Origin of the sequence: Kordiimonas sp. (assembly GCF_048264555.1) — a bacterium.
In the GTDB taxonomy this organism is placed as follows: Bacteria; Pseudomonadota; Alphaproteobacteria; order Sphingomonadales; family Kordiimonadaceae; genus Kordiimonas.
The window spans coordinates 24,292-35,543 of the sequence record NZ_JBLXCX010000010.1; the positions used below are offsets into that span (position 1 = coordinate 24,292).

12 protein-coding genes are annotated in these 11,252 nt (G+C 54.9%); 1 reads left to right on the forward strand and 11 read right to left on the reverse strand.

The annotated features are described in order from the left end of the window. Positions 1 to 7 precede the first annotated feature (7 nt). From ACN0XZ_RS18050 to ACN0XZ_RS18075, 6 genes are all read right to left on the reverse strand, one after another. Positions 8 to 835 carry a flagellin gene (locus ACN0XZ_RS18050; RefSeq protein ID WP_417459211.1) on the reverse strand — a complete coding sequence of 276 codons (828 nt, stop codon included), beginning with the start codon at positions 833 to 835 and terminating at the stop codon, positions 8 to 10. A gap of 117 nt (positions 836 to 952) precedes the next feature. After that, positions 953 to 1,708 (reverse strand): 4'-phosphopantetheinyl transferase family protein, encoded by a 756-nt coding sequence (locus ACN0XZ_RS18055; protein WP_417459212.1) that lies wholly within the window; start codon positions 1,706 to 1,708, stop codon positions 953 to 955. Between the two features lie 137 nt (positions 1,709 to 1,845). Continuing rightward, complete coding sequence (locus ACN0XZ_RS18060; RefSeq protein WP_417459213.1) at positions 1,846 to 4,263, reverse strand: M10 family metallopeptidase; 2,418 nt, start codon at positions 4,261 to 4,263, stop codon at positions 1,846 to 1,848. Positions 4,264 to 4,555: 292 nt separating this feature from the next. Next, positions 4,556 to 5,629, reverse strand: coding sequence for a calcium-binding protein (locus ACN0XZ_RS18065; RefSeq protein WP_417459214.1), 1,074 nt, complete (start codon positions 5,627 to 5,629; stop codon positions 4,556 to 4,558). Positions 5,630 to 5,913: 284 nt separating this feature from the next. After that, a complete protein-coding gene (locus ACN0XZ_RS18070) occupies positions 5,914 to 6,477 on the reverse strand; it encodes a DUF6438 domain-containing protein (RefSeq protein ID WP_417459215.1) in 564 nt (187 codons plus the stop codon). Between the two features lie 81 nt (positions 6,478 to 6,558). After that, a complete protein-coding gene (locus tag ACN0XZ_RS18075; RefSeq protein ID WP_417459216.1) occupies positions 6,559 to 7,098 on the reverse strand; it encodes a PAS domain-containing protein in 540 nt (179 codons plus the stop codon). Positions 7,099 to 7,459: 361 nt separating this feature from the next. Here ACN0XZ_RS18075 and ACN0XZ_RS18080 point away from each other — a divergent pair, with 361 nt between their 5' ends. Continuing rightward, positions 7,460 to 8,287: a response regulator gene (locus ACN0XZ_RS18080; protein ID WP_417459217.1), complete on the forward strand. Its 828-nt coding sequence runs from the start codon at positions 7,460 to 7,462 to the stop codon at positions 8,285 to 8,287. Positions 8,288 to 9,041: 754 nt separating this feature from the next. On the opposite strand, the gene ACN0XZ_RS18085 is transcribed toward ACN0XZ_RS18080, so the two are convergent. The 5 genes from ACN0XZ_RS18085 to ACN0XZ_RS18105 are packed head-to-tail and all read right to left on the reverse strand — an operon-like array spanning position 9,042 to position 11,245. Then, positions 9,042 to 9,455 (reverse strand): 3TM-type holin, encoded by a 414-nt coding sequence (locus ACN0XZ_RS18085; protein ID WP_417459218.1) that lies wholly within the window; start codon positions 9,453 to 9,455, stop codon positions 9,042 to 9,044. 51 nt (positions 9,456 to 9,506) lie between these two features. After that, the gene (locus ACN0XZ_RS18090) at positions 9,507 to 10,007 is read right to left on the reverse strand and encodes a hypothetical protein (protein ID WP_417459219.1); all 501 of its coding nucleotides are present in this window, start codon (positions 10,005 to 10,007) and stop codon (positions 9,507 to 9,509) included. 49 nt (positions 10,008 to 10,056) lie between these two features. After that, positions 10,057 to 10,572, reverse strand: a complete 516-nt coding sequence (locus ACN0XZ_RS18095) for a D-Ala-D-Ala carboxypeptidase family metallohydrolase (protein ID WP_417459220.1) — start codon at positions 10,570 to 10,572, stop codon at positions 10,057 to 10,059. Beyond that, positions 10,569 to 10,808: a hypothetical protein gene (locus ACN0XZ_RS18100; protein WP_417459221.1), complete on the reverse strand. Its 240-nt coding sequence runs from the start codon at positions 10,806 to 10,808 to the stop codon at positions 10,569 to 10,571. The genes ACN0XZ_RS18095 and ACN0XZ_RS18100 overlap by 4 nt, the downstream gene beginning before the upstream one ends. After that, positions 10,805 to 11,245, reverse strand: a complete 441-nt coding sequence (locus ACN0XZ_RS18105; RefSeq protein ID WP_417459222.1) for a hypothetical protein — start codon at positions 11,243 to 11,245, stop codon at positions 10,805 to 10,807. Before ACN0XZ_RS18105 ends, ACN0XZ_RS18100 begins: the two co-directional genes overlap by 4 nt. Between the last annotated feature and the right edge of the window lie 7 nt (positions 11,246 to 11,252).

The following is an 11,252-nucleotide window of genomic DNA, read 5'->3' on the forward strand; positions in this document are numbered from 1 at the left end:
TTGTGCATTACCTGAAGAGGGAAAGGATGGAAGATGGACTTTGGTTTGCGATTGAAAGCGCCTGAAGCCCGAGCTGCTGTTTCACCTGCAAAGCCTGCAGGTTTGCGGCTTCTTTGGCGAGGTCTGCATCCACAAGATTGCCGATACCAACCTCAATAGTGTCAGAAAGCTTGGCCACAAAAGATTTCTGGATTGCGATACGTTTTGCGCCCGCCCCAAATTTGGAAAGCACCGCATTCACATTATCGATCGCCGCCGTAAGCTGATCGACCGCCACAGAGGCCAGCGCCTGGGTTCCGATTGCCTGCGTGGCACTGATGGACACATTGGCACCACCAAGGGAAAGGTCCTGCGCGGCGATTGCGAGGTTTTTACCGCCGTTTGGATCGGTGATTGCGCTGATGGCACGGCCATCCGCCTTCACGGCATTGACCCCGTTAAATTCAGCGTTTTCGATAATCGATGATATCTGGTCCCGAAGCTGGGCAAAATCCTGGCTGAGCGCCGTGCGGCTCGCCGTATCAAGGCCGCTATCCTTGGCGGCTACAGCCTTCTCTTTCATCTCGATCAAGAGGTCAGACACAGCTTCAGCCGCAGCGATCGCCACATCAAGGCTTGAGCTTGCCCGCGCGAGAGAGCCTTTCACGGCACCAAGGCCGCTTACATCCGCGCGCAGGTTCTGGGCAATCGCGAAGGTCGCCGCGTCATCCTTGGCGGATGATACTTTAAGGCCTGTGTTGATACGGGTCTGCACCTCACCAAGCATCTTGTTGGTTTTATGCAGGTTCTGAAGCGCAACAAAAGCGCCCGCGTTGGTGTTTACCGAATAAGACATTCTGCCTTCTCTCAGCCCCGTGGCCCTATACCCTGAGAAAGAGTATACCACAGAAGCGAAACACACCAGAAGCGCGAAAAAGTCGCGGCTTTTCTTGCCTGACAGGCGTTTAGGCCCTTACGCGCTTTCCGCTTTATTCTCAAGCGGGTCAGGCCGCCGTTCCATCGGCTGGATATCACAGTCCAGATCAATGGTGACGTCCTCTGCAGCAACAAGCGCGATCATCAGCTGGTGCTCGGGTACAAAATGAAAGTAAATCATGGCATTTTCACGGCCCTTCGGGGTGGGAGCCGCAAGTTTTGGCGGGCGGGCGGTTAAGTCCACCTGAATATTGCGCAGGTAAGGCATCAGCTTGCCGTCTTCCATCTTCACAAAAGCCTCGCGGATAGACCACAGGGTGAAAAACAGCATACGGCCAATCTCGTCCGACATATTGGATAGAAGCGCCCAATCTTCCGGCGGGAAGCGGCGTTCCGCCACCCGGCGCCAATCCACCACCGGGTCAAGCTGCTGGATATCAATGCCAATTGGTGCGCTTTCAGACACCACGACAGCCGCAATGCCCTCCTCCGCCGCACCGGTGTGGGAAACAGAAAAAAACGGCGGCTCGTCATCCGAAAAACCTTCAATGCGCACACGGCCCGCGCCTTCCTGCACAAGCGGAATGGCGCCGGGCAACAGCCCCATATATTCACCAAGGGACGCCCTCAGCATACGCCGGGCGGTAACAAATGCGGGGCGAGCACCTTCATGCATCTTGGCCAGACGTTCATGCTCGGCTTCTGACAGGTCTTCCTGGCCTGTAAGTGCGGGGTCAGCCGCTCTTATTTTCAAGGTTACCGTCTCGCGCAATTTGTCTTGCTCGTCAGCCATTGATATCCGCTCTAATAACGCCCAAATCAGATTCTGCCATATAAAACAGGCAATTCCAACGTTTCAAGACCACCACGCAAACAAAAACGCCCCACACCATGTGCGAAGCGTTTTACTGGCTCAGCCATTATCTGCGGCTAGAACGTATAATCGACTGTTGCGAGATTTGCGGTTGTGAGGCCGATGAGGAAAATGCTGTTACCACCACCGGTGTCGATCATCACACCAGCTTCACCACTCACTGTTGTGTTGGTGGCAGCAGCCTGCACACTCGCCGCTGAAGTGAAGTTGGTGTTGGTGCCGCTCAGGTCCAAGAGGTCGTTGCTGGTACTGAAGTCAGTGACAACATCATCACCATGCCCTGAGGTGAAGATCAACTCATCACTACCGCTACCGGTGTCGATCACATCGTCCCCTGTGCCGCCTGTGATGGTATCATCACCGGCCCCACCCCAAAGCTCGTCACTGCCGGAGCCACCATCGATCACATCATCTTCCGTGCCGCCGAAGATAATGTCATCCCCCGCGTCACCCGAGACACTGTCATCACCGGTGCTGCCGTAGATGCTGTCATTGCCTGAGCCGCCAGAGAGTGTGTCCCGTGCGTCAGAGGCTGCACCCTTGCCGCCATAAACCCGGTCGTTGCCGCCGAAGCCGTACACAGCGTCATCTCCCGGCCCACCACGAACTGTATCTGCGCCGCCACCGCCATAGACAAAGTCGTCTTCGGAGCCACCCCACTGGAAGTTATCGCCATCGCTTGCAGACGTAACAATCTCACCCAGCTCAACAATACCGTCCCCGTCATCATCCCATGACGAACCGATCACGGTATCGTTGCCACTGGAGCCGTACATCACATCGGCCCCGTTCTGGCCCACGGTGTTTGACGAGAAGAAAGAAGCATCAGCCCCGTCACCAATCAGAAGATCAGCCCCGTCACCGCCACCGATATAGTCGTCACCGTCATCACCGCGCACGGTATCATCACCGTCACCGCCCGCGTAGATACGGTCATTCCCTGATCCGGCTTCAGCGATATCGTCGCCGTCATTACCGCGCAGGAAATCATCCCCCGTGCCGCCATAAAGGGTGTCATCCCCTTCGTTACCACGCAGCGTATCATCACCTGAGCCACCGCTTAGCGTGTCTTCACCTGCCTGCCCCCGCATGTTGTCATTGCCTGCACCGCCCATGAGAACGTTGGCCGCAGCATTACCTGTGATGCGGTCACTACCCGACCCGCCAATGGCATTCTCGATCGTGATCTCAGGTGGCGTGAACACTGTGTCTACTTTTGTGGAGTTCGGGCCGCCATCCCTGAAAAGGGTTATGGTGGTGCCCACATCGCTCCAACTGCCTGGGGTCAGGTCGAGATCAAGCCCCGTGGTTTGGGAGGATGCGTCATACGTATCCGTGCCGCCCGTATCCCATATGGTTTCATAATACTGGGTGCCCGCGCTGAAGGTGTAGGTAGTGTTGCCGGTCGCGCTTTCAGCCTCGCCATAAAGGTGCTGAAGCGCGAGAATATCAAGATACATATAGCTCGTGGGGTAGAAGCTGGCACCCGCGATCGCTTCATCTTCAACCGAGACATTATAGGCCATCACGGTGTATTCGAGTCCGTCATATTCTGACGATAGAATAACCCCCGAGCCGTCTTCATCGAACGGGTGCTTGAGCCCAACGGCATGTCCCAGTTCATGGGTCAGCACAAGGTGGAAGTATGAGCCCCGACCGCCAGTGCCCTGATTTTCACTTACGATCCAGATATCACCTGCCGTCACTGTTGCATAAGGCGTAAACGCATAGGCTGCCGTATCTTCGTCAGGCAGGTCTGTCCAAGCAATGCGGATAGTGCCAGCGGAGGTGGCGTTATCGTCAACCTCTTCAAATGTTACGGCGGCAAAACCCTCAATACCGGAGAGCACATCACGGAAGAGGTTTTCTTCCGTCGTCGTTAGGAAGCTGATGCCATTCCATGGCTCGCCATCGCCATCTTCAGGGCCATACCCGCCATTTGTGGATGTGGACCATTCGCTTAAGGAATTGGGGAAGCTGTATGTTATGGTGGTTGTCGCTGCTCCCAGAACATTCTGGTAACGGAACAAATCCAGAAGGCTATCCACCCGGTCATCACCGGTGATATCAACCTGATCCACAACAGCATTGGTTGTGGGTGTCGGGTCTTCCGCTTCATATTCTGCAAGCGACATGCGGAAGGTGCCGGTCTCCGTCTCCCAGCCACCAGCGGAGACATAATAGGTGCCGGTTGTCGTCGGCGTAAACACAAGCTGGCTGTTGCGGCTGCCAGCGCCGTCATCGTCAAATCGGTTCAGGGAGGTTCCGCTCGCGTCATAAAGCCCCTTGATGAAAGGGTCGACAAGCGTGCCGTGCCCTATGGTGGAGCCTGTCATCTGAATGGCGTAGGTTACCCCCGCCTCAAGCGTTACCGCAATCCAGTCTTCGTCGCCCGCCGTTTCGATCTCACCGTTATAGGTACCACCGAACGCCAGCGTTGCTGTTGTGCTTGTATTATTGGGAACATCAACCAAAACCAGACCCTCACCCTTTGGTATTGCGCCACAGCCCATAAGGCCGCGCCATCACAACTCATCATTGAATAGCAGCCAGCCAGCCTGTCAACCGCCTAATGAGAATTCACTGTACCTCCGCCACCTTCACCTTATCGTTGCCCACTTAAAAAAGCGTTGCATTTCCATATAGTTTTTAACAAAAACACGCCTTTTCCTGGGCAATAAAAACAAAAAAAGCGCCGCCCGAAGGCGGCGATATAGTTGCTCTTAAGGGGGACAAACCTGCCTCAGATAAACAGGGAGTATGATCTTAGTAGATCACGTCCAGGTCATGCAGGTCATCCCAGGATATTCCCGTCAGGAATATGCTATCGCTCGCTGTTGTTTCGATCATCACGCCCCATGTGCCGCCCACATAAGCGTCATATGAATAATATTCGAGGTCATCGAGATCGGCGATATCGTCAACACCTGTGAGCACAAGGGTGTCCTCGCCGATATAGAAGTCCTCAACAATATCGTCGCCGTCACCATCAGCGAAGATGAAATAGTCTTCACCATATCCGCCGTAAATCACGTCATTGCCGGAACCGCCGATCAGGTCATCATCTCCATCGTCACCCCATAGGGTATCGCGGCCAGCACCGCCATAGATCAGGTCATCGCCCGCATTACCGGCAGCCACATCATTGCCTGAGCCGCCATAGATCGTATCGTGGCCATAGCCGCCAAAAAGGTCATCCCAGCCAGAGCCACCGCCCATGCGGTCATTACCGTTGCCGCCGTATATATCATCATCACCAGAGCCGCCCCAGGCCGCATCATCACCGCTGCCACCGTCAACTGTGTCGTCACCGCTTCCGCCGAACAGACGATCATCGCCGCCCCAGCCGAAAAGGTCATCATCACCGGAACCGCCGCCGATGGTATCGCGGAAGTTACCGCCCACAGCAACATCATCGCCGGAGCCGCCCCAAATTTCATTCTCAGGCGCAAAGGTAAGGCCGTTTTGGATTGTCACTTCCGCAGAGACAGCTTCACCAACATCATACCGGCCGTTATCGTTAACCAGCCCGTCATCCCAGCCGCCACCGATCAGGGTATCATTACCCCAACCACCAATCAGGGTATCCCGGCCTTCATATTCTGGTCCATCCGGTACGATGGCGACAAAGAAATTGTCATCGCCGTACCAGTCGATGTCATAATAATATCCATCATCCATGCCGCCACCGATGATGAAATCGTCACCGCCTGCGCCTTTCAGGAGGTCATCACCGCTACCGCCGACAAGGAAATCATCACTCCATGAACCCCGGAAATAGCTGTGCTCGCCAGAGCCGTTAAAAACTATCCTGCCATCTACTTCATTATAAAAAGCCATTTGGGTGTCCCCCGGTTTGGTTCGCTATCGTATCATCGTTCTATTATGGAGGGGCATCTCAAGGCTCGCCCCCTTGTGTCACCCGTTATAAGAGAGCTTGCCTGAACCAAAAATGAACATGGGCATAAGGTTTTTGTTATAATCCAAAATGAAAAAGCCCCCGGAGTTTGGGGGCTTCTCAACTGGTTTTTAACACTATTTCCTCGCGGGCCATGACCGGCCTCTTGTCACCAGACGGTCACAGGCCAGGAAAGGTTCACGGTGCGCCGGATTATTTTGCCGGATTATTGTGAACGGCGCTTGTCGCGCATGGCGGCGCGCTCAGAATCTGTGCCGATAAACTCGTCTACATCCATCACACGCCTAAGCTCATCCACGAGCCGTTCCAGCTTCCTGCGATCATCAAGGCCGCGGCACCCTGTGTACCACTGCACGGTTTTATCAAGCTCTGCCGTGTGCACTTCAATCGTCACCGTCGGGTGGTCGGTCGCGGGCATCTTGCAGGACATACGGTCATACGCGCCAGAAAGCTCACCGAACTTCTGCATCTTCAGGGTTTCAACAACCTCGAGAAACTGCCCCACGCTGCGCTGCGCCAGATGCTGCCCGCTGAGTTTCGAGAACCGGTTGCCATGAAAGGTAACACGGCCGTCGCCCCTGATGGTCAGGTCATAAACCGGGCAAGCGCCAAAACATGGCCCCTCGCTCAGCTTCACATAATGCATGGGGCTGGGGTCACGGGTGACATCTGCCACATCATCCGAACCACCACCGTCTGACGTGCAGGCCACCAGCATCATTGCGGCAATAGGGGCGGAAACTATCTTGGTGAAATGTGAAAAACGCATGGCATATCCTTCCGCGCCCTATTTAACATGAGCGCGGGGTAAACCAATGCATAGTTTCATAAATTTTGTGTGCGTCGACGGTTAGGCCACGCGCTCAGCGCTGATAGCAGGCACCCCGTACCCAACGTCAACATAATAGCTGAAATGCATTTCACCGCCCACAATTGACGTTGTATCGCCAAGAAGGCCGTACATATGACGGCTTTCCGCAAAATCGGTGATGGACACCAGTTGCCGCCCCTGTTTTGAGGTCACCGGCAGGTAAAGCGTTTCATGCTTCAGCTTGTTGCCGGATGATTTCTCAAGCGTGCGACTAACGTGAATTCCCGCAGGCTGATTAAGGGCCGCAAGCGCTTCTTCGCAAGAGAGATTCGCGCCAAACTTGAGGCTCATGGTGCCACTTGATGCGCCTACCACATTGCGGCCCCATATGTGATCAATCGCGGTGCCTGACTGCACCACAACCAGCTCACCGTTTTCACCCGCGCGCAGCGCCATAAATCGCGACGTAAGCGCCCCAAGCCGCGACAAGGTAAAGTCGTTGCGGTCAGGCAAACTATCCGATGTATTAAATTCTTCCCAGATCGCGGCCAGCCGCGATGCGCCTCCCCCAAGGCTCATTTCCAACTTCAAACTCAAACTCCATACACATGCTTAACCAGCCTGCCGGACCCCCGTACGGCGCTGCGCGGCATAACCCGCAGCATCGCTGATTTGCGCGCATATTATATTTCTGGACCCATGAGTCCAGAGACAGATAAAATTTTATCTAATTTTGAGAGTCTGTTTACCATGCAGGGGCTCAGCTAACTCTTCAGCCCAATTCTTAAATAAACCTTCGCCCAAGGCGGCGACCATAACCGGGCATTAACTTTTTAACGGCATGATGCGGCGAAATGGCACCTAGAAGCATCAAGAAAACAGTGCCAGACTATTGATCCAAAATATCGGTTAAGTGTTTTCAGTTTCATGAGGATGCCAAATGGCACAAACCGCCCAACAAGATATTCCCGAGAGTGCAGAGGCAACAGGCCCACATATTCTGGTTGTGGAAGATAACCCGGTGATGGCCAGCATTCTGAGCAAGCTACTTGGCCGGTTTGAGGCAAGGTTTGATGTTGTGGCTAATGGCCTTGAGGCGATCGATGCCGCAAAGGAAGCCGAGTACGACCTCATTTTCATGGATATCCTGATGCCAACCCTCGGCGGTGTACGGTCAACCAAGGCTATCCGCAAACTCTCTGCCCACTATGAAAATATTCCGATCATCGCGGTCACCGCGCGGGTTTCTGAACGGGCAGAGGAAGAATATCTCTCTGAGGGCATGTCCGGCATGATCAAGAAGCCGATCAACCGGGTGAACCTGTCTGAAGCCCTGAGGGATCACCTAGGCCTAGAAGAACACATCCCGACACCTGCGACTGACGACACCAGCGCGGTGCATGACACGGACGACCTTGACGCCCTGAACTGGGAAGTTTTCAACGAATACCGCACCCTTCTGAGCGGCAGTTTTATGGGTTTCCTCAAGGACTATCTAACCGCCGGGCCCAATATGCTGTCTGATATCGGGGATGCCATCACTGCTGATGATGCGCCCCGCATCCAGTTCCTCGCGCACAAGCTCAAATCAACCGCGCAGGTGTTTGGCGCGGAAAGCGTGGCAGACCTCGCCGCCCAGCTTGAAATTATGGGGAAAAACAACGCAACAGCCCCCGCGCCGCAGATATTTCATGAGCTTCATATCGCTTATGAGCGCACACAGCGCGCCCTGCGGAAAAAATATATCCTGATGCAGAATATGGGCTAACCGGCAACCACCGCCAACTTAACCGTTAGCTGCATGTTAACTACCTTTGATAACCCTTCTTTTACGGCCCAGCCTTACACTGAGCGTATAAGAACATAATATTCACCACACCTTGGGTGGGGCCAGCATAACCGGTGATTGGCGTTACCTGGTCCTGATGGCCACCCCACCCGGCTTTTCACCAGCTTGCAAAACCTTCAAAAGCGGCTTTTGACCCACGATTGGGACGCTATATCCGCAGCCCACTGATTTATATAGGGCCCGGGGCGGACCACATAGACGAGAATGACCAAGCATAAAACCAGAAGCTTGATACGGGCGCTGCGCCAGATAAGGCCCAGCAATGTCAGCAAGAAAAACGGCAGCAGCAACAAAGCCATAAGAAACGACCGCACCACATATTCTTCACGTGAAGGGTAATGCATACCAACACACTCCCTATCACGCCCCCAACAGTAGATGCTTTCATCAAAATAGTTGCTGACACCCTCATGCATTGCCGCAGCTATCAAGAGCAATAGCAGGATACACAACACGAAGACGAGGCCGTTCAAAAGTTTTCGCCATATGGGACTGGCAAAAAACCCAAACATCCGCATGCTCCCGATGTCTCATTTGATCCTGTTCATTGATCCTCAGCCTGAACCCGATTTATGTCAAAATCTGGGTTTCGTACGGCCTACATGATGTTACTCCGTTCTCTCTAATAATGCCTGCACCAATAATCCGGTGATCGGTTTAGGAATATCGACCATCACTCCCTCCATTTCTCGCGGCTAACGCCCTTGAGTTTTTCAACCGTGCGCAAACCGCCAAGGCCCAGCATGGACAGAAGCACTGTCATCAGGGTTTCTGTGCCCGCCAGTTGTGGCGGCGCGGGGATGTGGGGAAAGAAGGCGAGCCGGAGCCAGTTAAACACATCATGCCCCATAAAATGCCAACCCAGCGCCATACCGCAAACCCAGCCCACAAACGGCCGCCACCCGGCAACAAAAATGCTGGTGTGCCGGGCTTCAGCCTTATTGATCTCCATCTGAGCAAGGCCCGCGCGCAGCACTTCAAGCTCGAGGTCATGCTCAAAGCGGCGGCGCTCGTTCTTATCAGGGATAAGGCGCTCAAGCGGTGCCTTCACCACATCAAGAATAGTACTTATCAGCGGCAGCCCCATAGCAGGCTCCTTTCAAAAACGGGTATGTTTTCAGGGAAATAAAGCGGCCCGTCAGGCCCAGTTTGAAGGGGCAGGGTTTGGGCCATATGTGTGGAAATCTGCCAGGTATTTCTCGGTCGTTGCTTTACCCAGCGCCGTGTTCCAGTAGCGTTTGGCATAGTCCGCGAGCGCCATATCGTCGCGCACGTCAGGGAGCGCCTCCGCCACACGGGCGTATATCATGCGCGCCGCGGCGCATGCATAGGCATCATCTGCCTCAAGGGCCTCAAGCCGCGTCATGCCACCAGGCAGGTAGGCATCCAGTTGCGCCTGCCGCCCCGGGCGGTAGGACAGATAGTTCCTGTACAGATCATCAAGCGTGTTCGGCTCTATCTGGAAGTAAGAAAGCGCCGGGCCACTCAGTTGCACCCGGTAACAAAAGCCCATGCTTTCATGGCAGGCGGTCATCATCAGGAGTTTTTCCGCCGAAGGGCTATTCATGCCAAGGCCCACCAGCACCGGCATGATCACACCACCAAGGAACTGATTGGCATCTGTTTGTGGTGTTGGCATTGTTTTCCCCTAGCAGGCTTCTTATACCACAATCCGTGCTTGATTGCGCCTATGCCGCGATTGAGGCGATAAGGCCATCGCTGAGTGTGCGCGTGCCGCCTTTTGTATACGCCGTTTGTACGATGCCCCGATTGGGGCCAAGGCGCTTGTGGCTGATGTGAAGCCAGGCTTGCAAGGCCCCTGTGGGCAGCACCCTGCGTTCAAGCACCAGCCTGTCAAATGGCAGGTCATCCATCGCGGCAATCATCAGCGCCGCATCCTCAACCACCACACCGGGCAGGAGAAAATCCACCCCTTCCCCAAACAAATTGGGTGCATCATATGCGCCGCCCAAAAGCCGGTTCAGGGTAACGGACCGGTAGCCTGACAAAAGGGTCAGGTGCCGGCCGGTGCGGGAGATGATAACCTCCAGCACCTGTGCTGACAGCGCCTTAAGGTTGGCAACAACGCTCACATCACGCGGCAGGTTATAAAGGCCGTACCGGTCCGCCACGCGGCTGGTTGTAAAATCACACAGCCGAAAGCTGGGCGAAATTTCCATCTTTGGGTGAATGCCTATGGTCATGAAAGCCACCCGAGTTTGTCTGCGATCAGGAACACCAGAAGCGCCCCAAGCTTGGTGAGCGCGAGCAGCAAAAGCCGCACCACAAGGCCCCAGCGGCGGCCGCACTCCTCCTCGTGCCGCTCGATACGGTCAAGCGCCAGAGTTGCTTTGAGAAGTGCCGCCTGCGCGGTTTCAGACCCATCCGGCATCTTTACGCTGGCGGCCTGATACTCCCGTTTTGAAGCGAGGCTGGTCATACCGGCCACCCGAAGCGAGCGGCGCACAGAAGCCCCATGAAAATGGCGCCAAGCACACCATAAAAGCGTTTTCGCTCAATCGCGTGCCACCGCCAGAAAACAAAGGCCTGCAGGGGCGGCAGGGCGAAGATGCTGTCCCAATCCGAACTGGCGCGTTCCGCCCCAAGCCCGAGGAAGAGACCGGTGAGGAACGCGCACCACATGGCCATAAAACACGTGAGCATCAGCGCAAAAAGCGCATCGCCGCCTACGGTGGCAAAAATACCAAGCGGCACAAGCACAACAAGCTGGAGTGCAAAAACAAGCCCCGCCCGCTTAAATGTAGGGTGAGCATAAAAAAAGCGGCCAACCGCCGCTTTGAGAGAGGAGAAAGGCATGGCAGCAGCACGCATCAATGTGCCCACCGCCGCGTGAAACACGGGCAGGAAAAATTTCATCATGGTT

What these genes read in the sequence shown, in the direction of transcription:
- ACN0XZ_RS18050 (WP_417459211.1), bottom strand. Translation starts at nt 835, where the DNA reads ATGTCTTATTCGGTAAACACCAACGCGGGCGCTTTTGTTGCGCTTCAG.
- ACN0XZ_RS18055 (WP_417459212.1), bottom strand. Translation starts at nt 1,708, where the DNA reads ATGGCTGACGAGCAAGACAAATTGCGCGAGACGGTAACCTTGAAAATA.
- ACN0XZ_RS18065 (WP_417459214.1), bottom strand. Translation starts at nt 5,629, where the DNA reads ATGGCTTTTTATAATGAAGTAGATGGCAGGATAGTTTTTAACGGCTCT.
- ACN0XZ_RS18070 (WP_417459215.1), bottom strand. Translation starts at nt 6,477, where the DNA reads ATGCGTTTTTCACATTTCACCAAGATAGTTTCCGCCCCTATTGCCGCA.
- ACN0XZ_RS18075 (WP_417459216.1), bottom strand. Translation starts at nt 7,098, where the DNA reads ATGAGCCTTGGGGGAGGCGCATCGCGGCTGGCCGCGATCTGGGAAGAA.
- ACN0XZ_RS18080 (WP_417459217.1), top strand. Translation starts at nt 7,460, where the DNA reads ATGGCACAAACCGCCCAACAAGATATTCCCGAGAGTGCAGAGGCAACA.
- ACN0XZ_RS18085 (WP_417459218.1), bottom strand. Translation starts at nt 9,455, where the DNA reads ATGGGGCTGCCGCTGATAAGTACTATTCTTGATGTGGTGAAGGCACCG.
- ACN0XZ_RS18090 (WP_417459219.1), bottom strand. Translation starts at nt 10,007, where the DNA reads ATGCCAACACCACAAACAGATGCCAATCAGTTCCTTGGTGGTGTGATC.
- ACN0XZ_RS18095 (WP_417459220.1), bottom strand. Translation starts at nt 10,572, where the DNA reads ATGACCATAGGCATTCACCCAAAGATGGAAATTTCGCCCAGCTTTCGG.
- ACN0XZ_RS18100 (WP_417459221.1), bottom strand. Translation starts at nt 10,808, where the DNA reads ATGACCAGCCTCGCTTCAAAACGGGAGTATCAGGCCGCCAGCGTAAAG.
- ACN0XZ_RS18105 (WP_417459222.1), bottom strand. Translation starts at nt 11,245, where the DNA reads ATGAAATTTTTCCTGCCCGTGTTTCACGCGGCGGTGGGCACATTGATG.